This window comes from Undibacterium sp. Di24W (assembly GCF_049340325.1).
Lineage (GTDB): Bacteria > Pseudomonadota > Gammaproteobacteria > Burkholderiales > Burkholderiaceae_D > Undibacterium.
The window spans coordinates 792,018-818,589 of record NZ_JBMPOP010000001.1 but is presented as its reverse complement, the minus strand read 5'-3'; the positions used below and the strand labels follow the sequence as shown (position 1 = coordinate 818,589).

Here is a 26,572-nt window from a genome sequence, read left to right as displayed (position 1 = left end):
GTATATTGCAGCTTTCGCCAGAAAACGGCGATAAAAGACGAGGTAATTTAGCAAGACCTCATTTTTTTATGAATTTTGGATCACTATGCGACACAATTTGCACATGAATCAATTGAAACGCCCGTCAGCATTCGGTTTATCCGTATGTTTAACCGCCTTATTTGGACTTACCATGTCGTCAGCGGCATGGTCACAAGCCGCAAAAACGCCGGTAGCGGCACAGGCGCAAGCCCAAAGCCAAGCGATTTCGCCAACCGCGCCGATCGATGATACTTTAACGCAAACCGCGAAACCGGTACCTAAGAAGGTATCCAGAGCGCAGGTGGTGAACGGTATAGCCGTGGTCGTCAATGATGAAGTGATCACCAAGATGGAAGTTGAAGACCGCCTCAATTCCATAGAGCGTTCTTTAAAAGCACAAGGCACGCCTTTGCCAGCACGCGTTGATCTGGAAAAACAGATGTTGGAACGCATGATCATCGATCGCTTACAAGTACAGTTAGCGAAAGAGCAGGGCATGCGTGTGGACGACATTATGTTAGATCGTGCCTTGCAACGTATGGCAGAACAAAATAAAACCTCATTGCAAGAGTTACGCAATCAAATTGAACGTGATGGCACTTCGTTTGCTGCCTTCCGTGAAGAAATTCGCGATGACATCATGATGCAGCGCGTGCGTGAGCGTGAAGTCGATAGCAAGATTCAAGTGTCGGAATTAGAAATCGATAATTTCCTTGCCGCAGAAGCCGTTGCGCCAAGCAAAAATCAGGAAATCAATCTCGGCCACATCATGGTACGCATTCCAGAGAATGCAACGCCAGAAGTGATCGCCCAACGTAATGCGCGCGCGCAAGAAGCGTATAAGAAATTACGTATAGGTGAAGATTTTGCCAAACTGGCAGCGACCTATTCGGATTCAACTGAGGCGTTGAAAGGCGGCGAAGTGGGTTGGCGCGAACAAGATAAGATTTCCCCTCAGTTTATGGAAGCTGTCAATAAGATTAGCTTCGTTGGTGGTTTTTCTGAAATCATTCGCAGCCCAAATGGTTTCCATATTCTGAAATTATTAGGTAAGCGTGATGTCGCACCAGTCGCTGCTGCCAATACTATTCAAGAATCCAACGTGCGCCATATCTTAATGCGTCCAACTCAATTGTTGACTGCAGCACAAATCAAAACGACGTTGGCCGAATTGAAACAGAAGATCACGAACAAAACAGCCACCTTCGAAGAATTGGCAAAAACCAATTCAATCGACTCGTCTGCTGCTAAAGGTGGAGATCTCGGTTGGATACGCCCTGGAGATACCTTTCCGGAGTTCGAGGCGGTCATGAATAAGTTGGCCATCAACGAAGTCAGTGATCCGGTGGAAACCCAGTTAGGCTTCCATATGATTCAGGTGACCGAGCGTAAAGTCACCGAAGATTCTAAAGAGCGCAAACGCGCCGAAGCACGCCAGTCTGTGCGTGGCCGTAAATCTGAAGAAGCTTTGCAAGATTGGTTGCGTCAATTGCGTGACCGCGCTTATGTTGAGTTCCGCAGCGAGCAAAAATAAACTTAGTATTAATACGAGTAATAACGATTAAACATAATGGGCTCACCTTTACCTGTCATTGCCATTACCGTTGGTGAACCTGCCGGCATCGGGCCAGAAATATCTTTGCTGGCAGCGTGGGAGTTGCGTGCACAGGTGAGACCCGTTTTGATCGGTGACGCCGCTTTTTTGGCGATGGTCGCGCATGACTTGGATAAAAATATCCGACTCATGGGGGTGTCGCAACAAGCCTTGCGCAACAATGGTCTGCCGGGTTGTGGCAAAGACCAGATCACAGTGATCGATTGCCCCTTGTCGGCGCATGTGGTGGCGGGGCAGCTCGACCCACGCAATGGCCGGGCGATTTTAGCGACTTTAGATGTTGCGGTTGAGGCTATGCAGCAAGGCTGGTGCGATGCCATGGTGACCGCTCCGCTGCAAAAGAGTACGATTAATGATGCAGGCGTTGTCTTCACCGGACATACTGAATATCTGGCGCAGCGAACGGGCACGCCTCAGGTCGTAATGATGTTGGCCTGCGAGGCGTCTGATCATTTGCCACAAGCTTTACGCGTTGCTTTAGCCACCACGCATTTATCATTACGTGAAGTGCCAGACGCGATTCAATTCGATCATTTACTCCGCACCTTACAAATCATTCATAGTGATTTGCAAGAAAAATTCGGCATCAGTAAGCCCAAAATTTTCGTGACAGGTTTAAATCCCCACGCAGGCGAAAACGGATATCTGGGACGTGAAGAAATTGAAGTGATCAATCCAGTAATTCAACATGCGCGCAGTTTGGGCATAGATGTTCGTGGTGCTTTTCCCGCCGATACCTTATTTCAGCAAAAGTACTTGAAAGACGCTGATTGCGTTTTGGCGATGTACCATGATCAAGGTTTGTCGGTCTTAAAGCATGCCAGTTTTGGCTTGGGTGTGAATATTACCTTGGGTCTGCCATTAATACGCACCTCGGTTGACCATGGCACCGCACTTGATTTAGCGAAATTGGGTACGGGGCTAGCGGATGCCAATAGTATGTGCGTAGCGATTCGTATCGCGGCAGAAATGGTAGCACGGCAAGCTGCTAGTCGAGGTGCAACCGCTAGTCCGAATGGGCTGGCTAAATAATTCTATTTCTATTTGCGTTTAGTTTGATATTTATTCTAACTCTAGCCGCAGTATTCAATCACAATTCAAAAAAACATGAAACACATCGCACGCAAGCGCTTCGGGCAAAACTTCCTCACGGATCAGCAAGTATTGAATGACATCATTAGTGTCATTAATCCGCAACGAGGCGAGAGCATGGTTGAGATCGGACCTGGTCTGGCCGCGATGACGCGCTTGTTGCTCGACGGTTTGGATCAGCTGCATGTAGTCGAGTTAGACCGCGATCTGGTAGCACGCTTGAAAAAAAGTTTTGATCCAAAAAAATTAATCATCCATGAGGGCGATGCGCTGCAATTTGATTTTGCCTCGATTCCCGTGAATGATAGTAAGAAGCTGCGCATCGTTGGCAATCTTCCGTACAATATTTCTAGTCCTTTGTTGTTTCATCTGGCCGAATATGCAGAACAAGTTGAAGATCAACATTTCATGCTGCAAAAGGAAGTGGTAGAGCGCATGGTGGCGGAGCCGGGCGGTAAAGAATATGGCCGTTTATCTGTGATGCTGCAATGGCGCTATCACATGGAATTACTGTTCATTGTGCCGCCTACTGCGTTTGATCCACCACCGCGTGTCGATTCCGCGATTGTGCGCATGATACCGAAAAAAGAAAAACTGCCTTGCAAATTGCAGAACTTAGAACAAGTGGTAACCAAGTCGTTTTCGCAACGTCGTAAAACGATACGTAATTGCGTTGCAGGTCTTTTCACTGAGCAGCAATTAATGGAGGTGGGTATTGATCCTCAGTTACGTGCGGAAACAATACCGTTAGAACAATACGTCGCGCTGGCGAATCTTTTGCCCGCTTAAATTAATTTATCCCAGCATATGAACCTGACCAATACACTAGAATGGCAAGCCTTGTTGGGCCACAAGACGCGTTTGCAAACGCAACATCTACGCGACTTATTTGCGAGTGATGCGGAGCGGTTTAAACATTTTTCGTTAGAGCTAGACGGCTTGCTGGTTGATTATTCTAAGCAACGCATTGATGCTGCTGCCTTGAATGATTTAATCGCGCTGGCTCAACATTCCAAGGTTGAGAACTGGCGTGATCGTATGTTCGCCGGTGAGAAAATCAATTTTAGCGAAAACCGTGCGGTCTTACATACGGCATTACGTCACACCGATTTCACGCCATTCCCTAGCGCGGAAAATGATGTGATGCCAGAAGTCCATGCGGTACGTAAACAAATGCGCGATATTGTCGAGCGTGTTCGTAGTGGCTTATGGCGTGGTTTCAAGGGTGATGCAATACAGAATATTGTGAACGTCGGCATCGGTGGTTCTGATCTCGGCCCGAAACTGGCAACGCGTGCCTTGTCTGCTTTACAGCATCCGGGTCTGAATTTCTATTACGTCTCGAATCTGGACAGTGCCCACCTAGCACCTTTACTAGAAAAACTAGATCCGCATACGACTTTGTTCATCGTTGCGTCGAAAACCTTCACCACGCAAGAAACCAGTATTAATGCGCATACAGCGCGCACCTGGTTGCTGGCAGCAGCGATGGAAGAATGGGCGATTGGTAAACACTTTATTGCCGTGACCTCGAATCCTAGTAAGGCCCATGAATTTGGCATTCCTGACGCAAATATTCTACAGATTTGGGATTGGGTAGGTGGACGTTATTCTTTATGGTCAGCGGTTGGTCTGTCAGTCGCACTGGCAATCGGTATGCGAGGCTTCGAGCGCTTGCTCGAAGGTGCCGAGACTATGGATAAACATTTCTGTAGTGCGCCATTAGATAAAAATTTGCCTGTGCTGTTGGCCTTGATGTCGATCTGGAATACCAATTTCCTCGGTGCGGAAACGACTGCGGTTTTACCTTACAACGAATCGATGCGCCATTTGCCGGGATTTTTGCAGCAGTTGGAAATGGAATCGAATGGCAAAACTGTCGGGCGAGACGGTGAACCTTTGAGCTGTCGTGCCAATCCCATCGTTTGGGGTGAGATCGGGGTCAATGGACAACATGCCTTTTTCCAATTATTGCATCAAGGTGGTTGGTTAATTCCTTGTGATTTCGTGGTCGCCGCCAGTAGCGATTATCCTTTGCCCGGACATCAGGCGCCCCTGTTAGCGAATTGTTTAGCGCAGAGTTCTGCTTTGGCTTTTGGTAAAACTGAACAACAGGCACGCATAGAGTTGGCTGCGGCAGGTTTGCAAGAAAGTGAAATTGCTAAACTTTTGCCACACAAAGTATTCGCTGGTAACCAACCATCTACCACGATTCTGATGACTAGCTTAGACCCCTTTCAGCTAGGCATGCTGCTGGCTTTGTACGAGCACAAAGTCTTTGTGCAGGGTGTCGTATGGGGTTTGAATTCTTTTGATCAATGGGGCGTCGAGCTCGGCAAACAATTGGCCAATAGTTTGTTGCCCGCACTTGAAGGTAATCAGGCGTTTGATGCGCAACTCGATGATTCTACGCGCGGTTTGATTTCTTATTTCCGGCGGTATGGGAATAACTAACACGAATGAACCAAGAGGCACCGTACTCGGCGCCTCTTGGTTCATTGTATGATTACAATGTCACAGGCGTATCAAACTCACGTTCAATTAATTCTACTTTATAGCCGTCAGGGTCTTGTACAAAAGCGATCACCGTGCGGCCACCTTTTACGGGACCTGCTTCACGCGTCACATTTCCACCCCGCGCTTTGACTGCAGCACAGGCGGCTGCCGCATCCGGCACAGAAATCGCGATATGCCCGTACGCTGTGCCTATCTCATAAGATTCAACGCCATAGTTATAGGTCAATTCTAATTCTGCATGCTCTGGGTTGCTGCCAAATCCTAAGAAAGCAAGTGTGTATTGGAACTCCGGATTATCGGAAGTTCGCAATAATTTCATACCCAAAATCTCGGTGTAGAAATCAATTGAGCGTTGCAGATTGCCGACGCGTAGCATGGTGTGAAGTAGGCGCATGGTGAGTTCATCGTTAAATTGAAAACGCTATTGTAACGCCGAGTTTGATCAGACGTTTTTGAACACTCATTTTATAAAAGACCAATTACCCCGACGAATATCTTGCACGCGTCGATTCATACTTTGCCTGATCCAGTGTAAGAAGATAAATCGCTTTATGCCAGAGAGATTACTGCCATGTTTTGCATAGAAATCATCCGGCGTATCAAAAATACCAAAGTCGTGATTGATGCCTTCTTTTTGTATATAGGTATCCTTGCCTACCCATTCGATATCAGCTTGCGCGAGCGATGTGGTGGCGATGCCGTAGCCGCAAAAAGCACCATCCGTTTCTTTGAACTGCTCCTGTACACTCCTTAAATAAGCTTTGTCCAAAATGAATCCTTCCAGATTAATCCATTGATCCTGATGCCAGATTTCTACCCAGCTATGAATGATGCTAGTTGGTGCAAGCACATAGGCGATCCCACTGATCGCCCCTTTTTGCAAAGCCTTATTGATCGTAAAGCCATGAAAGCGACACGGTATCTCGCACTTGCGAAATAGGGCCATAATTAAAGTCCCTTTGGTGTTGCATTGTCCAATGCCGTCGGCCAGAACCCGTGAAGCCGGTAAATCATCGGCTTCGTTGTAGCCAAACGCGATCTCGTTTTGCACGAAAGCATAAATTTCCGCGATGCGCTGTTCCATCGGGAGAGACAGCCAGCCTCTGCTTGTGACGAGTTGAATGATGCAAGGGTGATTAAAATCTAATAAGGTGGTCGGACCTAGAGAACGTTCCATTGTAGTTTCGCCTAAGTGGTAGTTAATCGTAGCTCTAGTATGGCGATACCCTTTCATTGAGTCTTGAACGAAACTGCTGAATCTACTTTCGGCGTATCAGATGTGGTAACAAGCTATGCGGAGTCACACCAAACATGGCAAGGAAAGTTCGGGAGAAATGCGCCTGATCAGAAAAACCGGCAGCATGTGCGGCATTGATTGCGTTGCTGCCATCCAAAATTGCTTCCAGTGCGACGATTAGACGCAGCCATTTTCGATAACTACGCAAAGGCATGCCTGTTTGTTCACGAAACCAGTGTGAGAAGCGTGATTCTGACAAAGCGATTTGTTGTGCGAGCTTACTGAGCTTGGCAGAGTCGGCGCTGGTCTCTTGTCGAATACTTCTCAGGATAATGGGTAGTCGCGGATCTGACTTCGATGCCTTATGGTGATGCTTGAAAAAGTCTTGGCAATGTTGATGAAAGTTTTTGCCGGAGTTTTCTAAAGCAAGCAGGCCTCTGAAAAAGTCCGCGATCTTTTGCGGTAAAGCTTGAACTGCACGCGGTTCTTCCAGATGGTCACACAAGGCCTTTGCCAGCGTGGTGGTGGGATCAAAAAATAAGGAGAGATGGCGCGGAGCGATCAAGCGATGTTCTACACCAGCAGGGACAAAAATCGCATCGCTTTGAAAGCTCAATCCAGCGCTGAATAAAGTATAAGGCTGGTCTAAGCGAACGATGCATTGATGCACCCAGTGTGCGTGTGCTTGATTGTCGCCGGTTTGTCCGATGAAGAAAGCAAAGCCCACATCGATGCCGACTTCGCCAAACCATAATCTTGAATTCGATAGTTGACTAGTTTGTCTAGGCATGAAAGTGGATTACTTAAAGAACAGGTAAATCAGCGCTCGCATGTTGACGCAGTTTGCGTTTCGCATGTTCATATTCAGGGTAGATAGATTCCACGGTTGCCCAGAATTTAGCGCTGTGATTCATTTCACGCAGATGCGATAGTTCGTGCGCAACCACGTAGTCAATTATGTCAAGAGAGAAATGAATGAGTCGCCAGTTTAAACGTATCTTTCCTTGCGATGTGCAAGAACCCCAACGCGTCCCTGCTGATGATAAACTCATGGAGTGATAGCTGACACCTAAGCGCTGCGCAAACACGGGCATGCGTTGACTGAATACGCATTTCGCTTCTTGTTGCAGCCAATGTTTTACTCGGTCTTTTAGTTGTTGTTCCTGAAAATCAGGTGGTAGAGTTATGTGTAAGATGTCTTGCTGGTCGTCGTGCTTAATCGAAACGCGAGCTTGATGTGTGATACGTAATGTCAGTTGTTTTCCAAGAAAGGGCAAACGTGCGCCGTCCTCCCACCGCATGGTCGCCTGTATGCGCTTGTTCGTCAGTTCGCGTTTCTCACGTAGTTTACTGACTATCCAATGCTGTTTTTCATTAATCGCTTGTTCAATATTCGCTAAAGTGACCCAGCGTGGCGCGGTGATGCGCAAGCCTTCATCGGCTATTAGAAAGCCTATGCTGCGACGTTTCGAGCGGCGTAATTCGTATTCGAGCACTTGATCTTGAATCAGGATTTGACGCTTGCGCGTCTGCGTGGTGCTGTCAGTGCCGTTCTCAGTGCGCTTATCAGGGGAACTGGGTGCTGCAGGACGATTTTCAACAATCACTTCATTGCTGCCAAAAAGATCGTTAAAGAAATCTAATTGTAGTGCACGTTGCAGACCTTGGATCAATGACGGCTTGGCAGGTTTTACAGGTTTTGCAACGGGCATAGTACTCTCTCAAATCGGTGAAACTGTCGGGCACCGAATCTTGAATGACCAATGAGATGAGGCGCACATCAAGAGTTTAGCACGGCTTCGATTTGGCGATTTATTTGTACACTTGTGGTGAGATGACACGCATTTCGGCTTCTATCCACTCTTCGACTTTAGCCATTAATTCCGTCGCATTCATGTCACCGGGCGCAATCGGTTTGCCCACGGAAACGGTGATCAGACCAGGCCGTTTAATGAACGAGTTTTTAGGCCAGCATTCGCCTGAATTTAAGGCGATAGGAATGACGGGGGTGTTTGTTTCAATGGCGAGGCGAGTGCCGCCACCTTTGTAATTTCCCTTTTTGCCGACCGGAATACGAGTGCCTTCTGGGAACATGATGACCCACTGCCCATCGGCTAAACGTTTGCGACCTATAGTCACGACTTGGGCAAAAGCGTCCTTACCCTTGCTGCGATCAATTGGGATCATCTTCATTAGAGAAATTGCCCAACCAAAAAAAGGGATATAGGTAATCGATTTTTTAAAGACAAATACCAAAGGACGTGGCGTCGACATTAAAAGAAAAATAGTTTCCCAAGCCGATTGATGTTTGGACAAAACAATGACAGGACCGTCTGGGAAATTCTCATAGCCACGGGTCTCGTAACGAATGCCGCAGATAACTTTTGCAGCCCAAATGATGAACACGTTCCAGCGTGCGGTCGCCCAGTAGCGTTGGTTATAAGGCAGTGGCGCAAACAGGAAGCAGATTGGTGCCCAGATTACGGTTGCAATGATCATCACCAAAGTGAAGACGAATGAGCGGATGAAACAAAAAGCTGAATACATTGTATTTCCTAAATTAATGCTTGTTGCGATGGCTATTGTCGTAAATTTTATAGCAAAATAAATTTACAAACTTGCTTTTGTTCTCTACTTGTTGGCTTATTTATTTGCTTATATAGTGGTTTCGCTATGGGTGCTTAGCAAACTCTCGACCAAGCTTGCCAGATCGGGATGCACTTGCGTGCCAGGAGGCAGACCGCCTTTTGTTAGCGTGGCTTGCCCTTTACCGGTGAGTACCAAATTAGGTATGCAACCGAGCATGAATCCTGATTGCAAATCACGTAGTGAATCGCCAACGCAGTGCACGCCTTTTAGGGACAAATTGTAGCGAGTTGAAATTTCCTGCAGCATACCGGGCTTAGGTTTGCGGCAATCACAATTATCGTCGGCGCTATGCGGGCAAAAAAACACCGCATCAATTAAGCCACCGACTTGCTCTACACTTGCATGCATCTTTTGATGTATCGCATTTAAGGTCTCCATCGAAAATAACTTGCGCGCAACACCTGATTGGTTGGTTGCCACTACCACTGTGTACCCAGCTTGATTCAAACGCGCTATGGCCTGCACCGAGCCGGGAATCGCTTGCCATTCATCAGTTGATTTGATGAAAGCATCGGAGTCATGATTAATCACGCCATCGCGGTCGAGGATGATGAGTTTGGTGGTGGGTGTCATTATTTCCTAGTCCAACAAGGTGTCCATAAAATCTTGCAGCTGTCGTGGTGTCGTGATTGCAAGAAGAAGCGCGAGTAAGCTAAATGAAGTTAAGAGTAAGCTCACGATTCCTACCCCTTCGATGATGAAACTGATCGCTGATGCGAGAGCGAGTAGGATAAATATCGTACTCATTGCCAATCTTGCTTTGCGATCGTTTTTTGTCATTCTCTGCTTTGAATAATTTTACGACAAGTTTAGGTTTTCAACTCCCTTCTCCCGCAAGCGGGAGAAGGGACGGGGAAGAGGGTAGTTCAGACTTGTAAATGCTAAACGTGATGCTCCAGACATTCAGTTTTATGATGTAGATTCAAAAAAATATCTTTATCGCTTCTGAGTTACCCTCACCCTAACCCTCTCCCGCTTGCGGGAGAGGGGATATCAAGCTTGTTTATGCCGCCAACTTAGAAATGTCCGCTACCTGATTCAACATGCCATGCAAAGACGCCAGTAAGGCCAATCGGTTGTTGCGCAGCGCTAGGTCTTCCGCATTCACCATTACATCATTAAAGAAACTATCTACGCCTTCACGCAAAGCCGCCAAGGTTTTTAATGCACTGGTGAAGTCACCTGCAGCATAGGCCGCATCGACGTCGGGTTTGACATCACTCATGGCTTTATACAAAGCTTGTTCTGCAGCTTCTTGCAACAGTGCAGGATTGATGGCGCTCGGCGCACCTTCGGCTTTTTTCAGAATATTGGTGATACGTTTGTTCGCAGCCGCCAAGGATGCAGATTCTGGTAATGCGGCAAAGCTCTGTACCGCTTGCAGACGTTCAACGATGTTATCCAAAGTATCAGGATTTTGTGCTACCACCGCTTCGACTTCGTTCTGAGAGAAGCCGCGTTCACGTAATTGTCCACGCAGGCGGTCGTAGAGGAAAGTCAGTACATCAGCGCTTGGGTCTTTGAAATTCGTATTGCCCGCGAATAGGTTTGTCGCTGCAGCGATCAGTGCTTGCAAAGAAATTGCCAGACGTTTTTCCACCAACATGCGCAAAATGCCGAGCGCATGACGACGTAAAGCGAAAGGATCTTTATCGCCAGTTGGTTGTAAACCTATGCCCCAGATGCCAACTAAAGTTTCTAACTTGTCGGCTAATGCTACGGCTGTACCAGTCGCGGTCGCTGGCAGAGTATCGCCGGCAAAACGAGGCTGGTAATGTTCTGAGGCCGCTGCTGCAACATCAGCATGTTCGCCATCGTGCTTGGCATAGTAAGTGCCCATGATACCTTGCAGCTCAGGGAATTCGCCAACCATGTCAGTCAGCAAATCCGCTTTCGCTAATAAAGCACCGCGCTCTGCCAAGGCAACATCAGCACCTAGTAATTGAGCGACATGACCTGCTAGTGTTTTGACTCGTTGTGTACGTTCTGCCTGGCTACCTAGTTTATTGTGATAGACCACGTTGGCTAACTGTGGCAAACGATCTGCCAAAGTTTTTTTCTTGTCTTGTTCAAAGAAAAATTTTGCATCAGACAAACGAGGGCGTACGACGCGCTCATTGCCTTGGATGATGTGTTCTGGTGTATCAGTCGCTAAGTTAGAGACGATCAAAAAGCGTGAGCGCAATTTACCAGCAGCGTCGGTGACGGCAAAATATTTCTGATTGGTCTGCATGGTCAGAATCAGACACTCTTGCGGCACTGCCAAAAATTCTTCTTCGAAATGACACTCGTAGACGACGGGCCATTCTACCAAAGCGGCTACTTCATCCAGCAAGGATTCAGGCATCAGAACTTGATCGCCATTGGCTTTCGCTTGTAATGCGGCACGAATTTTTTCTTTACGTTCGCTGACGTTAGCAATCACTTTGCCTTGCTCAGCTAAGTCTTGGCTATAGTTGTCAGCGTGAGCAATGGAAACTTCGCCAGCGGATAAGAAACGATGGCCGAGTGTGATACGACCAGCAGTTAAGCCCAGTGCCGCTAAAGGTAAAACATTCGCGCCATGCAAGGCGATGATGCTATGTACCGGACGCACAAAATGCACGGTTTCCCCATCAGGACGCTGGTAGCTCATGACTTTAGGAATCGGTAATTTGCTAATCGATTCTTCGAGTGCTAATTGCAAGCTGTCAAGCAAGGCCGTGCCAGGTGCGGTGTAGCTGTAGAAAAAACTTTCAGCTTTGCCATCTACTGCGCGTTCCAGATCTGCTACTTGCAAATTGGGGAAGCCGAGTGCAGCAAGTTTTTTTGCCAATGGTGGTGTGGCATTACCGCTTGCATCTAAAGCGACCGATACCGGCAATACTTTTTCGCGCATTTGTTTGTCGGGAGAAGTCGCTCGCACTTTCGTAATGCTGACCGCCAATCGACGCGGTGAGGCAAAGCTGGTAGCGACAGAATCCGCCTCCAAAAAGTCACGTGACTTTAAGCCGTTGATGATGCCAGCGGCGAAGGCTTCACCGAGTTTGGCGAGTGCTTTTGGTGGTAGTTCTTCTGTAAATAATTCTAGTAAAAGTGTTTGATTCATTTCGATCTCGATTCTGTTCTTTTATTCTGGCTTAAACGGCTTCTGCTGCAGCGATTGCAGGCTTATGCTTGTCATCCGCGGCGCACATCGGGAAGCCGAGTTTTTCGCGGGAAGCATAGTAAGCAGCGGCGACAGCGCGCGATAAATTACGAATGCGACCGATATAGGCCGCACGTTCCGTCACAGAGATCGCACCACGCGCATCGAGCAAGTTGAAGGTGTGCGCAGCTTTTAGAATCATTTCGTAAGCAGGTAGAGCTAAAGATTTTTCTTCGACGTTTTCTGTAATTTCCAATAAACGCTTCGCTTCGGATTCGTAGTTGGTGAACAAAGAAAACAAGAAATCGGTATTCGAATATTCAAAGTTGAAAGTCGATTGCTCAACTTCGTTTTGATGGAACACATCGCCGTAAGATAAACGAACGGTTTTGCCGTTTTCTTCGCGCTCAGTCCAAACCAGATCGTAGACGTTTTCAACGCCTTGCAAATACATCGCCAGACGTTCGATACCGTAGGTGATTTCACCGAGGATAGGTTTGCAATCGAGACCGCCGACTTGTTGGAAATAAGTGAACTGAGTCACTTCCATGCCGTTCAACCAGACTTCCCAGCCCAGACCCCATGCGCCAAGTGTTGGATTTTCCCAATCGTCTTCGACGAAGCGGATATCATTTTGTTGCAGATCCAAGCCCAAGGCTTTTAAAGAGCCGAGGTAGAGATCCAAAATATTTTCTGGTGCTGGTTTCAATACGACTTGATATTGATAATAGTGCTGTAAACGATTCGGATTTTCACCATAGCGGCCATCTTTTGGACGGCGTGACGGTTGTACATAGGCCGCGCGCCAAGGCTCTGGTCCAATTGCACGTAAAAAAGTACCTGTGTGCGAAGTGCCCGCACCCACTTCCATATCAATCGGTTGTAACAGGGCGCAACCTTGTTTGTCCCAATAGTCTTGCAATGTCAAAATAATTTGTTGAAAAGTGAGCATAGCTCTTCTGCCTTTTTTGCTGGATTTTAGATTAGGTGCTAACTTAAGTTCGCTCGATCAATTTAGAAAATTGCTCTTAGGAACTAAGGATTTTATAAACCTTAGATTTTAACCTTTTTTTGGGGGGCTTCGACCGCTTTAGCTTTGCTTTTCACTCTAAATTGATGGTTTTTGTGGGTTTCGCCTTATTCCAAACAGAAGGCGCTAAATTTTCAATCACTTCCTCTATACTTTCGAGCAAATTTGTCTGCCTGAGGTTTGTGTTTGGCAGTAACACTGCAGGCTTTAATTTCATTTCTTGTATAAAATTTTTAGTGAGACTTCTTATGTTATCGCCACGTGATTTTCTTGGGAAAACGACAGTGCTCATGTTGATGAGTGTGATATGTGCGGGTTTCACCGCTGCGCAGGAGCCAGTTTTGGAGGTCAAGAATGGCGATCAGATACAAAGCTGGACTCGTTCTGCGCTGTTAGCGCAAGCTAAGGAAGTTCAGATATCAAAGGATTCTGCGTATCAACGCAGCATGACCTATCGTGCGGTATCCGTCGCACAGCTATTGCCGCAAGCGGACAAGTATCAGTCCGTGCAATTCGTCGCCTCCGATGGCTTTGTTGCTAATATCGCAGGCAAGGATCTTGCCGGTAAAGGTCAGCCTTATTTGGCAATTGAGCCTGAGAATCAAAGTTGGCCAGCGCTTAATCCAGATAATCCGGCAAAAACTGCCAGCGCGGGGCCGTTTTATCTGGTCTGGCTAGCGCCCGAAGCGGGCAATATCAGTAATGAACAATGGCCTTACCAGGTCGCAAAAATCAGTGTCGAGGCGCCTTTGCCTCAACGCTACCCGCAGATAATCCCTGTTGCAGCCGTGGGCGGAAATACTCAACAGGCCTTGCGTGGCATGCATATTTACATCAAAAATTGTGCTGTTTGCCATACAATAAATGGCGGCGGCGATGCGGCTATAGGTCCTGATTTGAACCTGCCATTTAGTCCTACTGAGTATTTTCAGGAAAAGTTTTTACGACAATTGATACGCCAGCCTGCCTCAGTGCGTAGCTGGAAGCAATCGCTGATGCCTGGTTTTGATGAAAAGACTATTTCTGCTGCGGACTTGGATGACCTCATCGTCTATTTGAAGAAAATGAAGCAAACACGTAAGTCTTCTGGCGGCGTAAAAGCAAGCAAACAATAAATCCGGTAGGAACTGACGCTCTAAACCCCTTTTTTTGCATTCTGTCGCAATCCGCTGGTGAGCTTGAATCGACTTGCTTACACTGCAGCCATCAGAGAAGCACATCTTGTTGAAACAAAGTTAAACACGCACTTAAACTCAAACTTAAGCTCACAAAGGGGAACAAAATGAAAACGAATACACGAAATATCTTTATTGCGATCGCCATTATCTTCAGCCTGTTATTGATCAGCTTTTTTTCTATGGATCCTTCACATATCGTGATCGATGGTGAAGAGATTGGTGATATCGGTGGCTTTACTGGTTTTGTGCTGGCATGCCTGATCGGTTTTGTGGCCCTATTCTTCGCCTTGAGCGTCACTGGCTTAGTGTTGGCGATGGTTGCTGTGGTGCTGGTCGTAGTTTTAGGCGCGGTCTTGGGTTCATTCGCGATCGCTTTGTTGCCGCTCATGATTCCATTCTTAATTTTGTACGGTTTGTTTGCCCTGTTCTCACGCAAAAAAACAGCCTAAGTCAGCAGTAAGAATTTATAAATTTACTATTGCTGTATTAAATCGGAGACTATCATGAACAAACAAACAATACGTCGCAGCTTGCTCGCCACTGCCTTAGTTCTTACTGCGCTACCAGCGTGTGCTGATTGGGGAAACTGGTTTGGAAAAAGCGTAGAAGGTTCTGGCAAAATCCAGAAACAAGATCGTGCTGCGAAGGATTTCCGTGCAGTGCAGGTCTCTGTCTCAGGCAAGGTAGAATTGAAGCAAGGCACGCAAGAGGGTGTTTGGATAGAAACTGACGACAATATTCAAGCGATGCTGGAAGTCGTGGTTGAAGGTAATACCTTGAAAATACGCTCCAAAGAAAAAAATGTTTATCCTAAAACACGCACTTTAAATATTGTGGTCAATTTTAAGAACATCGACGATATCGCCTTAGAAGGTTCTGGCAGCCTGAAAAGTGATAAATTACAAAGTACGGATTTGAAATTGCGGATTGGTGGCTCTGGCGATCTGGAGATTGCTGATTTAAAAGCAGATACTTTGAAAGTTACTATAGGCGGTAGCGGCAGCTTTACTGCACGTGGTACCGTACCTCAAGTATCTGGTGCTATCGGTGGCTCTGGTGAACTCGATATGGCAAAACTGGCGGCAAAAGATGTGCGTATCAGTATCGGTGGTTCTGGCACAGCAAGTACCTGGGTCACTGAGAATTTAAATGTCAGTATCGGTGGTTCTGGTAATGTGAATTACTATGGTGACCCGCGCGTCACCAAGTCGATTGGTGGTTCTGGTAGTGTCAATCGTAAGGGCAGTGCTCCATAAGTTTTAACAATTAGTGAATAATCAAGGCGGCCAACGGGTCGCCTTTTTTTATGTTCATCCTGATTTAGGTATCCTTCACAGAAACGACCGATTAATTTACCTCGTTGCGCTTTCTGCAATGCCTCACTATCATGGCGGCTATGCACCTACTTTTCCCAAATTCACGACACGCTTCATTGCACGCAATTATTCTCCCATTAAGTGAAACGGAATCGTCATGAATTTGCTGGATAATTTTTGGCATGCCCTTCGACTCTTGCTCACGGCAGATGCTGATTTGTGGCAAATCATTGGCTTGTCGCTGCGAACCGCCATGCTCGCTTTAATGATCGCGACACCAATTGCACTATTTTGTGGTTACCAATTGGCGACTTATCGTTTTTACGGCCGTCGTTTTGTCATTTGGCTGATTCAGGCCAGCCTATCTTTTCCTACTGTATTGATCGGACTTTTGCTCTATCTGCTATTGTCACGCCAGGGTTATCTTGGCACTTGGCATTGGTTATTCAGTAGTAAGGCGCTGGTATTTGGACAAGCTTTGATCGCGTTGCCAATTTTGATTGCATTCATTTTTACCGCGGTGCAGGCTTGCGATCAACGCATAGCAGAAACTGCCATTAGCTTGGGTGCTTCTCCTTGGCAAGTTATGTGGACGGTATTACGCGAAGCGCGTTTTGCGGTGATTGCGGCGGTGATTCATGCTTTTGGCCGTGTCATTTCGGAAGTGGGGTGCGCCATGATGGTTGGTGGCAATATCGCCGGTGAAACGCGTACTATGACGACAGCGATCGCCTTGGAAACCAGCAAGGGTGAATTCGCACAAGGCATTGCTTTAGGGCTAGTCTTGCTCGTGACCGCCTTAGTGATGAACGCGATTTTATTGGTTCTGCAAGGCGATGCAGGGCAATCTGGGCGGGCCCTATGAAATCAGAATCCTTGGTTTTAACGCCTTTATTGACGATTGATATACTAAGTAAATCGTTCGGCGATAGGCCATTGTTGGCGATAGAAAATTTCCAATTACAGCAATCCAGCGCTTACGTTTTGACTGGCATGAATGGCGTGGGAAAAACAGTGCTTTTGCGTATTTTGGCTGGCTTGGAAAAAGCAGACATTTTGGCGTGGCATTTTATGGGACAGCCTCAAGTGACCCGAGCTTATCCTGCTGTCATGCGAGAAGCCATTGTGTATGTGCATCAGCATCCCATTATGTTAAACATGAGTGTTGCCCAAAATGTTTCTTATGGATTGCGGGTGCGACGTTATGCTAAAGCAGAGGTCGCCGAGCGCACTGAACAGGCTTTGTTATGGGCTGGGCTGTGGGACTTGCGAAATCGTATGCCGCAGGGACTTTCGGGTGGTGAGAAACAGAAAATCGCGCTGGCGCGCGCCAAGATCTTGCAGCCGAAATTATTGCTGTTGGATGAACCCAGTGCCAATTTGGACGGCCAGGCGAGAGAGCAGATTATCGCCTTGATACCGACACTAGTGGCGGCAGAGACGAGTGTAGTGATGGCTTGCCATGACAGAGATTTGATTAACTTACCATCGGTACATCATGTGAAATTGCGCGATGGTCGCATAGAAGAACGAACCGCAAACATAAGTAGGAGGAACTCATGACATCATTGAAAATTAGTACCCGATTCATACGTAGTGCTGGGCTCAGTTTATTGACTAGCGTATTGTTTTTAAGTTTGACTGCAGGTGCGCAAGAAACCATCAAGATGTCGACGACGACTAGCACTGAAAATTCAGGTTTGTTGAAAGTCCTGTTACCTGCTTTTGAAGCCGATACGAAAATCAAAGTACAAGTGATCGCCGTGGGTACTGGCAAGGCCTTGGAGTTAGCAAAGAATGGTGATGTGGATGTGGCCTTGGTACACGCGCGTGAGGCAGAGGATCAGTTCGTCGCAGTCGGACATGGCGTGCAGCGACGTGATGTGATGTTCAATGATTTTGTGATTGTCGGACCGGAAAATGATCCTGCTGGCGTCAAAAAAGAGAAAGATTTGGTCGCCGCACTAAAACGTATAGTAGATAGTAAGGTTCGTTTCATTTCACGAGGCGACAATTCAGGCACCGATGTGATGGAGCAAAAATATTGGAAGCAACTAGGTGACAAACCAAAAGCCGCTGCCTATGTGTCAGCCGGCTTAGGCATGGGTGAAGTATTGACGATGGCGGCAGAAATGCAAGCCTACACGCTCAGTGATCGCGCTACCTACGCCGCCTATAAAGCCAAAACAGGCTTGCAAATAGTATTGGAAGGCGATAAGCGCATGCTGAATCCTTACGGCATTATTGCAGTCAATCCTGCCAAGTTTCCAGAAGTACATTACGCCGCAGCCATGAAATTAATCGAGTGGATAAGCTCCGAACCAGGTAAGAAAAAAATCGCTGCGTTTAAGGTAAATGGTGAACAAGTGTTCTTTCCGTATTAAGGCCTGTTTTAAGGCCTGTTAACATTGAAATCGAGCGAAAGCTTGAAGCCTGAGATTGATTGGAAAACATGAACGATGATTTGGACGTGAGTCAGGATTTGCCCGCATATCCCGGCATCGATATGGAGAAAATATGCCTAGTCCAAACGACTAGTCAATTGGCATTTGCCGAAGAGCAGTTATTGCAGGCGAGGGTACTTGGTTTTGATACGGAGTCCAAACCTATTTTTAAAATTGGACAAAGCTCGGATGGGCCGCATTTGATTCAATTAGCGACGACCGAATATGCATTTTTGTTTCCCATTTTGAATGGTGCGCAAGTGGAATTTGCTACACCGGTATTGAAAGCCGCCTTAGAGTCGAAAACTATTTTGAAAGTTGGCTTTGGTTTGGGTGATGACAATCAGAGACTGCTGCATAAACTAGGTGTGAAGATTGCTCATGTTCTGGATTTGTCGCGGGCGCTTAGTGATAATCGCAAAAAGCAAATGGGCGCCAAACGTGCGGTGGAAAAATATTTTGGGCAGGTTTTACAAAAATCAAAACGCGTATCCACTTCTAATTGGGCAGCGGAAAGCCTAAATGAGCGCCAGCTCAAATATGCAGCTGATGATGCGCAATCCGCTCTCCTGGTGTATCAGGCTTCACCTTTGGCAGGTAAAGAGAAGTCCTAACATGAACATGTCCTACGTGAGCTTCATTATCTATTGAGATCGATTTTAGTGAATCGTGGAACTAGATATCAAAAATTGGGTCTGAGCAAATTACGCATCAGATTCACCTTGGGCTGTATTGCTCATTAAATAAAAGGAATTCTATGCAAAATGCTAAACAATTGATCCAGCGCAGTATGAATCGAGCACTAGCTCCTGTGATCGGCTTGGGCTTGGCTATTTCACTTGTTCTGATTAGTGGTGCGGCGCATGCTGATGGTTTAAGCGATTTGAAAGCGGCATTAGCGCGGCTGCAAGGGCAGACTCCTCTTAAAGCCGTGGTCGAGGCAAGAACCTGGAATCGGCAGGGCGAGGGTAAAGAGTTGGAAGAAACACACGGTGCCGCCAGTGTGTCGGTAGAAGATAGTGGGCGTGGCTTGCATGTCTTGTACAGCAAAGAAATGCTGGCAAAGTTGGAAGCAGAAGAACGGTCAAAGGAAAAAGATAGCAAGGCCAAGACGCCGACTCTATCTGCTTTAAATGAAGTGAATTCGTCTGCGCTTAGACCTATGATTTCTGCTACTGGTAGCTTGACGCGTAGCATCGAAAAAGCCACGTATAAAAGCGAGAAGCTAGACAGCTTCAATGGCAAACCGGCACGATTGTTGAATTTTGAATTGTCGATTGATAAGTTGTCAGAAAAAGATCGTAAGTATATGAAGAAGTTTGATGGCAATCTAGATATCTGGATCGCTGCTGATGGCACACCACTGGCTAGCCGTCAGACACAAGCCATATCAGGGCGCGCTTTCATCGTGATTAGTTTTGAAATGAAAAATGAAGAAGAGTGGGTCTATAGCACTTTGGGCGATCGTTTGATCGCGCTAAAAAAAGAGAGTAAGAATAGCGGTTCCGGTATGGGTGAAAAAGGTGAAGGTAAGGTCACAAAGACCTTGCAGGTTCAAGCCCTATAAGACTAAATAAGACAAAAAATAAAGGAAGCAAGATGAAGCGTACTATGCAAAATTCAGTGCAAGTTGCAGGAAACTTTTTAAACTCAAATTGGGTGTTGCGTCCAGCGACTGCCTTGGTGTTGGTGCTAGGCTTGCATGCTGTCAGTGTGCCGCAAAGTGCCTTGGCACAGAATGCCAACGATAAAGCGGTGACTAGCTCGAATGCGACTCAAGCAAGCAAAAAATTAATTACGCATGATGTATATGCGAACTGGCGCAGCATACAAAATAGCATCTTGAGCCGCGATGGCCAGTGGGCTGCTTATGCGTTGGTAGGTCAAGAATCGGATGGCGAAATTGTTGTTAAGAACTTGCGCGATGGCCGCGAGTGGCGTGCGCCGCGTGGTAATGCACCGGTGTTTAGTTTCGATGGTAAGTATTTAGCCTTTGCTGTTGCACCGACTCGTGCTGATTTAGAAAAGGCGAAGAAAGCGAAAACCAAGGCAGAAGATGCGCCAAAACCGGGCGTGGGCGTGATTGATCTGGCGAGCGGTAAAGTGGAAAGCATAGAACGCGTCAAACGTTTTAGCTTTGCAGAAGAAGGATCGAGTCTTTTGGCAGTGCTATTGGAGCCGCCAAAAGAGGTGAAAAAAGAGGTTAAGAAAGACGAAGCACCAAAAACTGACGCTATCACAGAAGATGGAATCGCTACGTCATTTGATGCCAACGACGAAGATCAGCAAGTTGCGCCTGGTGCATTAGCAGCGGCTGCAAAAAAGAAAGAGCCTGGCACTGAACTGATCGTTTGGGACTTGGCAAAAAATAAAAAGACTTCGATCAAAGAAGTAGCTGATTTAAGCTGGAATAAATCAGGAAGTTTGTTGGCGTATGCGGTTTCTGTGAAAGAAGTCGCAAAGGATGCAACTAAGGACGCAACTAAGGACGCCGTCAAAGAACCAATAAAAGCTGATCAAAAGGAAGTGGCGCAAGAGCAAGTGAAGGAGCAAGCAAAAGAAGCTAAACCAAATGCTAAATTAATCGCTGCGGCTGCGGCGCCAAGTGCGACAGAGGGTGTGTATTTGTGGTCCGCTGAAACAAGTGAATCCAAAGCAATCTTGCAAGGTGCAGGTAGCTACAAACATTTGCGCTTCGACGAGGACGGTAAACAATTTGCGATGCTCAGTAATCGCGATGAAGTCGCAAAGAAAAAAGACGCAGCTAAGGATGCCAATAACGAGACCAATGTTTATAGTCTGTTCTTTTGGCGTGCAGGCGATGATTATGCACGCTTGTTAGTCAACGCAGACTCTAATGGTATGGCGAAAGGCTGGACGCCTAGCGAACATGCGGACTTAAGCTTCAGTAAAGATGGCCAACGCTTGTTTTTGAGTACGGCCGAATTGCCTAAACCTGCTGTGAAAAATGCGCCAGAGCCGATGAAGGTAGATCTTTGGCATTGGAAAGATCCAGAGCTGCAGTCAGTGCAGAAAGTCAATCTAGAACGTGATAAACAAAAATCCTATCGCGCGGTTGTTCACCTAGCGGATGCTAAATTTGTTCAATTAGCCAATAAACTCATCCCACAAGTGATGGTCAATGACAACGCTCAATTTGCGATGGGTATTAGTACTTTACCGTATCGTCATTTGATGTCATGGGATAGTTTGTACTACGACGCCTACGCCGTCGATTTACAAAATGGTCAGGCTAAGATGTTGATCGAAAAGACGCGCTTTATGCCGCAATTTTCGCCTGCGGGTAAATACATCATTAACTTTGATGCGGACAAGAGTGTGTGGTGGTCTTACGCAACGGCTGATGGTAAGAAAACCAATTTAACTGGACACATCAAAACTCATTTTGAAGATCAACAACGTGATACACCGGAACCCAAAAATGCGTTTGGTGTGGCAGGCTGGTCAGCCGATGATGCGAATGTGGTCTTGTATGATCAATTCGATTTGTGGGAAGTCAATTTGCAAAGCAAAGCTACTCGTAATTTGACTGCAGGTTTTGGACGTAAGAACCTATTGGAATTGCGTTACGTGCATTTAGGCGATAGCCGATACTCACCGCAAACAAAAGCACTGCCAAGCGACAAACCGTGGATACTTTCGGCGACTCACGACATCAATCAATCGACTGGTTATTACAGCTTGAATCCACAAGTGCAAACACCGGTCGAGCCCAAGCGTCTGGTACATGCCGATAAATTGATTTCCGGATTGGTTAAGGCGAAAGATAGCGACACGACCTTATTCACGCAGCAGACTTTTACAGAGTTCCCTGATTTGTGGAGCGCGGATTTGAGTTTTGCCAATGCCAAGAAAATCAGTTATGCCAATCCTCAGCAAGCCCAATACAACTGGGGTACGCAAGAGATGATTGAGTATACCAATGGCGATGGTAAAAAAATGAAAGCTCTGGTTGCAAAACCAGAAAATTTTGATCCTAAGAAAAAGTATCCGATGATGGTCTACATCTACGAAAAGATGACTGACAATATGCATCGTTTCGTATCTCCATCGCCCGCGCAAAATATTAACGTCACTCGTTACGTCAGTAATGGTTATATCGTCTTGCGCCCAGATATCGTGTACAAAACAGGCTATCCAGGCAAGAGTGCGTTAAATGCGGTAGTGCCTGCAGTGCAGCAGGTGATTTCAAATGGTTATGTCGATGCAAAACGAGTCGGTATTCAGGGGCATAGCTGGGGCGCTTACCAGATCAACTACATCATCACGCGTACTAATATGTTCCGTGCTGCGGAAGCGGGCGCGTCAATGGCAAACATGGTTAGCGGCTATGGTGGTATTCGGTGGGGCGCGGGTGTCAGTCGTGCTTTCCAATATGAACATGGTCAAAGCCGTATGGGCGGTACACCGTGGAATAGTACGGCAAAATATGTAGAGAACTCTCCGATATTTGCCATCGATAAAGTGCAGACTCCGTTCTTAACTGTGCATAACGATGACGATGATGCGGTACCTTGGTATCAGGCGATTGAGTTCTTCTCCGCTTTACGTCGTTTAAATAAAGAAGCTTACTGGTTTAACTACAACGGCGAAAAACACGGTCTTCGTGATCGCGATAATATCAAGCATTTCACCGTCCATATGAGCGAGTTTTTTGACCATTATTTGTTGAATAAACCGCGTCCAGAATGGATGGAAAAACCGATTCCTTATCTGGAGCGTGGTCAGCGTGATGTGATGGGACAGTTTGTGCCTGCCAAAGTGACAGAAGACAAGAAGTGATCTTTATTTGATTTTTTGAGTGATGAGTAAAAAAGCTCGCAAGTTTGCACTTGCGAGCTTTTTTTCTTTCAACATAAAGAGCAGTTTTTCCTCTCAGATTTTTAGAGACGAATTAGCTTCGTAATATCTTTAAAGGGGCAGCCAGTAATTCATCACCACTATGCGCGAAATACCACATGATTGCAATCAATGCTGCGGCAGTAAAGACGTACCAAACACTGGAAAAAATTTGTCCATAGCGATCGAGTGGCAGTAAGTGGCTTTGATGACGCATACGCCATTCGAACACAATTTCCATACTGCCTATCAGTAGGAAGAATGCCATGAAACTCAAACCCATCGCGTAACAACCGAGAATGCCTAGAACGGAACCCGTGACCATGGCGAATAAGCCAAATTTACCATTGGCTGAGAAACCAATACTCTTCAAAATATGCCCGCCGTCGAGAGGTAAGATAGGCAATAAGTTAATCAGATTAAGTAGCGCATTAAAATTGGCGAGGCCGGCGAAGAAAATATTTCCTGTGACCCAGTACAGCACCAATAAAATTAAAGACAAGAAAAGGCCGAAAGTGGGGCCCATAATTGAAATCACGACATCCTGCCAGCGTGTATTAATCTTGTCGTCACTCAGTGCCAAACCTCCCAAAAAAGGAATCAGGTAAATACCCTTGGTTTTTAAGCCAAAGTACTTCATAGCGCGGATGTGCCCATACTCGTGGATCACCAGACAAGCGATCAGTGCCGCAGCAAATTTAAATGAAAATAGCCATGAATAGGTTGCGAGCGTGGCGGTGGCCAAAATAACTTTGATAGCCTTTGCACTTTTGAGTAATTTGAAGGCCAGCGACGCCAAGCCGATTAGGCTAGGTTTTTCATTGTTACTTACCGCAACTTCGGGTACCTGGCGCTCTATATCTTTGGTATTACGTTGACCTTGCGTGACTTCTTCATTATTGATCAATAAGCGGTATTGAATCAAAAATGGTTGCCATTGCAATTGGGTCTCGAGGCGGATGGTGAAAAGTTGTACCGGCTCAATCACCGATCCCAAACTAGTCTCTGCGTTTGTGCCTGAAGTCGTAATGCCTTGATCCGCGGATTGCGTGTTGGCGGGCACTGGACTAAATTTCAGTTCGAATTCATGCGTGTGGGCACCTTCATTGTCCGCACTGGCGTTTTTTTGTGATACCAGATTATTGTCCCAGAAAAGTTGCTGCCAACCCGCAAGTGAGCCTTCTAAACGTAGTGCTTTGCCTAGGCAATCGATGTTAAGTAGTTCCAATGTCGTTCCAGTTGATTTTCAAGATGGGATGAAATATTTTGACGTCAGTTTTTGTCTTTGGTAAGTGATTTTAATCAGCTTGTGCTGTATTGATAATGCCGCCGCCTAAGCATACATCGCCATCATATAGAACTGCTGACTGCCCCGGTGTGACCGCCCATTGCGCTTCATCGAAATGCAGTTGGAACAGTTCATTATTGCCACTGAAGTGACAGGCCATGTCAGGCTGGCGATAGCGGGTTTTGGCAGATAATTTTTCTAGATCAGGTGCATGACCTGCGACCCAACTGACTTGTGCTGCTTCCAATGAATTTGAAAGTAACCATGGGTGATCATGGCCTTGCACCGCATACACGCGATTATTCTCTACATCTTTCCGTGCTACATACCAGGCATCACTGCTGCCGTCTGCATTTTGATGTGACTTGATGCCGCCTATACCTATGCCTTTGCGTTGGCCTAAGGTATAAAAACTTAGGCCAACATGCTTGCCTATAATCTCTTCATCCGGAGTACGAATTTCTCCAGGCGCATAGGATAAGTAGCGATTTAAGAATTCGCGGAAAGGACGCTCGCCGATAAAGCAAATGCCGGTTGAATCTTTCTTTTTTGCATTCGGTAAATTGATTTGTTCAGCGATTTTACGCACTTCGGTTTTATTGATTTCACCGAGCGGAAATAAAGTATTCTTGAGTTGCGCCTGATTTAATCGATGTAAGAAATAGCTTTGGTCCTTGCTGGCGTCAAGCGCCTTCATCAACTGGAATTCACCATTCATTTCGCGCACGCGTGCATAGTGACCAGTGGCGATATAGTCGGCCCCAAGTTTCATTGCATGGTCTAAGAAGGCTTTGAACTTAATTTCTGCATTGCACAGTACATCGGGATTTGGGGTACGTCCGGCTTGGTATTCGCGCAAGAATTCCGCAAATACACGATCTTTGTACTCGCTGGCGAAATTGACCGTTTCGATATCTACACCGACCACATCGGCTACACTCACGGCGTCGATTAAATCTTCGCGGGTTGAACAATACTCGGAGTTGTCATCGTCTTCCCAATTCTTCATGAAAAGGCCGATCACCTCGTAACCTTGTTCCTTTAAGAGCCAGGCAGAGACCGAAGAATCTACACCACCAGACATTCCGATGACTACGCGTTTTTTACTCATGAATATTCCTGCTTATTTTTAAATAGCCTCGTTACCGTCATGCCGGATCAATACCGGTATGGCGAGCAATGGGACTTGTGTTGCCCAATATTTCAACATTTCAAATATGTGCGCATAGAACAGTTAGCTTGTGGGAGAGATCCAGGACGAGCTATTGAAAACTGACTTTAGCGCTTTAAACATCCGTCACACTAGGATGCGTATACATCAATCCCAAAGGCGCTCTTTGCCCCGCCAAATAATCCTGTAAACACTTCAAAATCAAAGGGCTGCGGTGCATGTCTTGACACGCCAGGATCTCTTCATACGTCATCCATAAAGCACGCAAAATGCCATGATCCAAAGGTCTGTCATGCTGGGCAATTGCTTTGCCACAAAAGGCAAAACGCAAATAAGTCACTTCTTTACCTGAACTCGGTGAAATAAACTTCGACATATAGGTACCGACCAAGGCCTCCGGCACAAATTCATGTGCGGTTTCTTCCATGGTTTCTCGAATCACTGCTTGCTCTAAGCTTTCATTGGGATCGAGATGGCCTGCGGCTTGATTCAAACGCACGCCATCGGGCGTTGTTTCTTCTATCATCAAAAATTCTAAGCGTTCGCCGTTTTGGCGCGGGACGATAGCAGCGACAGTGACCGAAGGTTTCCAAATGTCAGACATAGGTTTTGATCAATGATAGTGGAGAGTGGAAGCTAAAAAACGAAACCGGGCGTCATTTTACCTCTTTAGCGCAGATTTCACCGTCATCGCGGCCTAATCACGATTCGAATTTACTAATAAAGATTCTATCTATAAGAAAATCTATCAATCTTGTTGGTATTTTGAAATGAAAATTGTAGCTTGGCCAATGTTGGTTTAGACCCAGTTTGTTCTTGGGAAAGCCTTATGCCATCAGGGTTTGAGATAGAAATGTGTCTGTGTGAGTAAGAATGTTCTTGCTTTATGCTGGTGCAGTGGTATTAGATAAGTGGCACTTTAGAGTGCTTAACACGTGCCAGTATGGTGCATTTTTCGTGTAATATCGTTGTCGAATATCAAATGTAATATAGGAAGCGCCTCTCAATTCTTCCCAAAAAGGAAGTT

At 46.4% G+C, this 26,572-nt stretch carries 24 protein-coding genes; 13 read left to right on the top strand and 11 right to left on the bottom strand.

The annotated features are described in order from the left end of the window. The first annotated feature begins 103 nt into the window (after nt 1-103). The 4 genes from ACO0KZ_RS03365 to pgi all read left to right on the top strand — a co-directional run bounded on the left by ACO0KZ_RS03365 (nt 104) and on the right by pgi (nt 5,182). Nucleotides 104-1,555: a peptidylprolyl isomerase gene (locus tag ACO0KZ_RS03365; protein WP_422992702.1), complete on the top strand. Its 1,452-nt coding sequence runs from the start codon at nt 104-106 to the stop codon at nt 1,553-1,555. A 36-nt stretch (nt 1,556-1,591) separates the two neighbouring features. Then, entirely contained in the window at nt 1,592-2,668 is a 1,077-nt protein-coding gene (pdxA, locus tag ACO0KZ_RS03360) for a 4-hydroxythreonine-4-phosphate dehydrogenase PdxA (protein WP_422992700.1), read from the top strand. 75 nt (nt 2,669-2,743) lie between these two features. Next, a complete protein-coding gene (gene rsmA / locus ACO0KZ_RS03355; protein ID WP_422992698.1) occupies nt 2,744-3,517 on the top strand; it encodes a 16S rRNA (adenine(1518)-N(6)/adenine(1519)-N(6))-dimethyltransferase RsmA in 774 nt (257 codons plus the stop codon). Between the two features lie 18 nt (nt 3,518-3,535). After that, the gene (gene pgi, locus ACO0KZ_RS03350; RefSeq protein WP_422992696.1) at nt 3,536-5,182 is read left to right on the top strand and encodes a glucose-6-phosphate isomerase; all 1,647 of its coding nucleotides are present in this window, start codon (nt 3,536-3,538) and stop codon (nt 5,180-5,182) included. A gap of 52 nt (nt 5,183-5,234) precedes the next feature. Here pgi and gloA read toward each other — a convergent pair whose 3' ends face one another. The 8 genes from gloA to glyQ form a co-directional block, all read right to left on the bottom strand. Continuing rightward, the gene (gloA, locus tag ACO0KZ_RS03345) at nt 5,235-5,639 is read right to left on the bottom strand and encodes a lactoylglutathione lyase (protein WP_422992694.1); all 405 of its coding nucleotides are present in this window, start codon (nt 5,637-5,639) and stop codon (nt 5,235-5,237) included. A 66-nt stretch (nt 5,640-5,705) separates the two neighbouring features. Continuing rightward, the gene (locus tag ACO0KZ_RS03340; protein WP_422992692.1) at nt 5,706-6,422 is read right to left on the bottom strand and encodes a transglutaminase-like domain-containing protein; all 717 of its coding nucleotides are present in this window, start codon (nt 6,420-6,422) and stop codon (nt 5,706-5,708) included. 82 nt (nt 6,423-6,504) lie between these two features. Further along, on the bottom strand, nt 6,505-7,272 hold the full coding sequence (locus ACO0KZ_RS03335; RefSeq protein WP_422992690.1) for a helix-turn-helix transcriptional regulator: 768 nt from the start codon (nt 7,270-7,272) through the stop codon (nt 6,505-6,507). A gap of 13 nt (nt 7,273-7,285) precedes the next feature. After that, nucleotides 7,286-8,194: a M48 family metallopeptidase gene (locus tag ACO0KZ_RS03330; protein ID WP_422992688.1), complete on the bottom strand. Its 909-nt coding sequence runs from the start codon at nt 8,192-8,194 to the stop codon at nt 7,286-7,288. Nucleotides 8,195-8,294: 100 nt separating this feature from the next. Beyond that, entirely contained in the window at nt 8,295-9,029 is a 735-nt protein-coding gene (locus tag ACO0KZ_RS03325) for a lysophospholipid acyltransferase family protein (RefSeq protein ID WP_422992686.1), read from the bottom strand. A gap of 108 nt (nt 9,030-9,137) precedes the next feature. Then, nucleotides 9,138-9,704 carry a D-glycero-beta-D-manno-heptose 1,7-bisphosphate 7-phosphatase gene (gene gmhB / locus ACO0KZ_RS03320; RefSeq protein WP_422992684.1) on the bottom strand — a complete coding sequence of 189 codons (567 nt, stop codon included), beginning with the start codon at nt 9,702-9,704 and terminating at the stop codon, nt 9,138-9,140. 430 nt (nt 9,705-10,134) lie between these two features. Further along, complete coding sequence (gene glyS / locus ACO0KZ_RS03315) at nt 10,135-12,219, bottom strand: glycine--tRNA ligase subunit beta (protein ID WP_422992682.1); 2,085 nt, start codon at nt 12,217-12,219, stop codon at nt 10,135-10,137. 31 nt (nt 12,220-12,250) lie between these two features. Beyond that, nucleotides 12,251-13,210, bottom strand: a complete 960-nt coding sequence (gene glyQ, locus ACO0KZ_RS03310) for a glycine--tRNA ligase subunit alpha (RefSeq protein ID WP_395010381.1) — start codon at nt 13,208-13,210, stop codon at nt 12,251-12,253. 326 nt (nt 13,211-13,536) lie between these two features. Between glyQ and ACO0KZ_RS03305 the strand changes: the two genes are divergently transcribed. From ACO0KZ_RS03305 to ACO0KZ_RS03265, 9 genes are all read left to right on the top strand, one after another. Continuing rightward, nucleotides 13,537-14,403, top strand: coding sequence for a c-type cytochrome (locus ACO0KZ_RS03305; protein ID WP_422992680.1), 867 nt, complete (start codon nt 13,537-13,539; stop codon nt 14,401-14,403). Nucleotides 14,404-14,570: 167 nt separating this feature from the next. After that, a complete protein-coding gene (locus ACO0KZ_RS03300; RefSeq protein ID WP_422992678.1) occupies nt 14,571-14,915 on the top strand; it encodes a hypothetical protein in 345 nt (114 codons plus the stop codon). 54 nt (nt 14,916-14,969) lie between these two features. Further along, entirely contained in the window at nt 14,970-15,722 is a 753-nt protein-coding gene (locus ACO0KZ_RS03295; protein ID WP_422992676.1) for a head GIN domain-containing protein, read from the top strand. A gap of 217 nt (nt 15,723-15,939) precedes the next feature. Further along, on the top strand, nt 15,940-16,647 hold the full coding sequence (locus ACO0KZ_RS03290; RefSeq protein ID WP_422992674.1) for an ABC transporter permease: 708 nt from the start codon (nt 15,940-15,942) through the stop codon (nt 16,645-16,647). Further along, nucleotides 16,644-17,345 (top strand): ATP-binding cassette domain-containing protein, encoded by a 702-nt coding sequence (locus ACO0KZ_RS03285; protein ID WP_422992672.1) that lies wholly within the window; start codon nt 16,644-16,646, stop codon nt 17,343-17,345. The genes ACO0KZ_RS03290 and ACO0KZ_RS03285 overlap by 4 nt, the downstream gene beginning before the upstream one ends. After that, nucleotides 17,342-18,166, top strand: coding sequence for a substrate-binding domain-containing protein (locus tag ACO0KZ_RS03280; protein ID WP_422992670.1), 825 nt, complete (start codon nt 17,342-17,344; stop codon nt 18,164-18,166). Before ACO0KZ_RS03285 ends, ACO0KZ_RS03280 begins: the two co-directional genes overlap by 4 nt. A gap of 68 nt (nt 18,167-18,234) precedes the next feature. After that, nucleotides 18,235-18,840 carry a 3'-5' exonuclease gene (locus ACO0KZ_RS03275; RefSeq protein WP_422992668.1) on the top strand — a complete coding sequence of 202 codons (606 nt, stop codon included), beginning with the start codon at nt 18,235-18,237 and terminating at the stop codon, nt 18,838-18,840. 143 nt (nt 18,841-18,983) lie between these two features. Continuing rightward, nucleotides 18,984-19,793 (top strand): hypothetical protein, encoded by an 810-nt coding sequence (locus ACO0KZ_RS03270; protein WP_422992666.1) that lies wholly within the window; start codon nt 18,984-18,986, stop codon nt 19,791-19,793. Nucleotides 19,794-19,825: 32 nt separating this feature from the next. Beyond that, nucleotides 19,826-23,029, top strand: coding sequence for a prolyl oligopeptidase family serine peptidase (locus tag ACO0KZ_RS03265; protein ID WP_422992664.1), 3,204 nt, complete (start codon nt 19,826-19,828; stop codon nt 23,027-23,029). A gap of 112 nt (nt 23,030-23,141) precedes the next feature. On the opposite strand, the gene ACO0KZ_RS03260 is transcribed toward ACO0KZ_RS03265, so the two are convergent. From ACO0KZ_RS03260 to ACO0KZ_RS03250, 3 genes are all read right to left on the bottom strand, one after another. Then, nucleotides 23,142-24,314 carry a site-2 protease family protein gene (locus ACO0KZ_RS03260; protein ID WP_422992662.1) on the bottom strand — a complete coding sequence of 391 codons (1,173 nt, stop codon included), beginning with the start codon at nt 24,312-24,314 and terminating at the stop codon, nt 23,142-23,144. Between the two features lie 70 nt (nt 24,315-24,384). Further along, nucleotides 24,385-25,485 (bottom strand): tRNA 2-thiouridine(34) synthase MnmA, encoded by a 1,101-nt coding sequence (gene mnmA, locus ACO0KZ_RS03255; RefSeq protein WP_422992660.1) that lies wholly within the window; start codon nt 25,483-25,485, stop codon nt 24,385-24,387. A 175-nt stretch (nt 25,486-25,660) separates the two neighbouring features. Further along, nucleotides 25,661-26,149, bottom strand: a complete 489-nt coding sequence (locus ACO0KZ_RS03250; protein ID WP_422992658.1) for an NUDIX hydrolase — start codon at nt 26,147-26,149, stop codon at nt 25,661-25,663. Nucleotides 26,150-26,572 lie beyond the last annotated feature (423 nt).

What these genes read in the sequence shown, in the direction of transcription:
- ACO0KZ_RS03365 (WP_422992702.1), top strand. Translation starts at nt 104, where the DNA reads ATGAATCAATTGAAACGCCCGTCAGCATTCGGTTTATCCGTATGTTTA.
- pdxA (WP_422992700.1), top strand. Translation starts at nt 1,592, where the DNA reads ATGGGCTCACCTTTACCTGTCATTGCCATTACCGTTGGTGAACCTGCC.
- rsmA (WP_422992698.1), top strand. Translation starts at nt 2,744, where the DNA reads ATGAAACACATCGCACGCAAGCGCTTCGGGCAAAACTTCCTCACGGAT.
- pgi (WP_422992696.1), top strand. Translation starts at nt 3,536, where the DNA reads ATGAACCTGACCAATACACTAGAATGGCAAGCCTTGTTGGGCCACAAG.
- gloA (WP_422992694.1), bottom strand. Translation starts at nt 5,639, where the DNA reads ATGCGCCTACTTCACACCATGCTACGCGTCGGCAATCTGCAACGCTCA.
- ACO0KZ_RS03340 (WP_422992692.1), bottom strand. Translation starts at nt 6,422, where the DNA reads ATGGAACGTTCTCTAGGTCCGACCACCTTATTAGATTTTAATCACCCT.
- ACO0KZ_RS03335 (WP_422992690.1), bottom strand. Translation starts at nt 7,272, where the DNA reads ATGCCTAGACAAACTAGTCAACTATCGAATTCAAGATTATGGTTTGGC.
- ACO0KZ_RS03330 (WP_422992688.1), bottom strand. Translation starts at nt 8,194, where the DNA reads ATGCCCGTTGCAAAACCTGTAAAACCTGCCAAGCCGTCATTGATCCAA.
- ACO0KZ_RS03325 (WP_422992686.1), bottom strand. Translation starts at nt 9,029, where the DNA reads ATGTATTCAGCTTTTTGTTTCATCCGCTCATTCGTCTTCACTTTGGTG.
- gmhB (WP_422992684.1), bottom strand. Translation starts at nt 9,704, where the DNA reads ATGACACCCACCACCAAACTCATCATCCTCGACCGCGATGGCGTGATT.
- glyS (WP_422992682.1), bottom strand. Translation starts at nt 12,219, where the DNA reads ATGAATCAAACACTTTTACTAGAATTATTTACAGAAGAACTACCACCA.
- glyQ (WP_395010381.1), bottom strand. Translation starts at nt 13,210, where the DNA reads ATGCTCACTTTTCAACAAATTATTTTGACATTGCAAGACTATTGGGAC.
- ACO0KZ_RS03305 (WP_422992680.1), top strand. Translation starts at nt 13,537, where the DNA reads ATGTTATCGCCACGTGATTTTCTTGGGAAAACGACAGTGCTCATGTTG.
- ACO0KZ_RS03300 (WP_422992678.1), top strand. Translation starts at nt 14,571, where the DNA reads ATGAAAACGAATACACGAAATATCTTTATTGCGATCGCCATTATCTTC.
- ACO0KZ_RS03295 (WP_422992676.1), top strand. Translation starts at nt 14,970, where the DNA reads ATGAACAAACAAACAATACGTCGCAGCTTGCTCGCCACTGCCTTAGTT.
- ACO0KZ_RS03290 (WP_422992674.1), top strand. Translation starts at nt 15,940, where the DNA reads ATGAATTTGCTGGATAATTTTTGGCATGCCCTTCGACTCTTGCTCACG.
- ACO0KZ_RS03285 (WP_422992672.1), top strand. Translation starts at nt 16,644, where the DNA reads ATGAAATCAGAATCCTTGGTTTTAACGCCTTTATTGACGATTGATATA.
- ACO0KZ_RS03280 (WP_422992670.1), top strand. Translation starts at nt 17,342, where the DNA reads ATGACATCATTGAAAATTAGTACCCGATTCATACGTAGTGCTGGGCTC.
- ACO0KZ_RS03275 (WP_422992668.1), top strand. Translation starts at nt 18,235, where the DNA reads ATGAACGATGATTTGGACGTGAGTCAGGATTTGCCCGCATATCCCGGC.
- ACO0KZ_RS03270 (WP_422992666.1), top strand. Translation starts at nt 18,984, where the DNA reads ATGCAAAATGCTAAACAATTGATCCAGCGCAGTATGAATCGAGCACTA.
- ACO0KZ_RS03265 (WP_422992664.1), top strand. Translation starts at nt 19,826, where the DNA reads ATGAAGCGTACTATGCAAAATTCAGTGCAAGTTGCAGGAAACTTTTTA.
- mnmA (WP_422992660.1), bottom strand. Translation starts at nt 25,485, where the DNA reads ATGAGTAAAAAACGCGTAGTCATCGGAATGTCTGGTGGTGTAGATTCT.
- ACO0KZ_RS03250 (WP_422992658.1), bottom strand. Translation starts at nt 26,149, where the DNA reads ATGTCTGACATTTGGAAACCTTCGGTCACTGTCGCTGCTATCGTCCCG.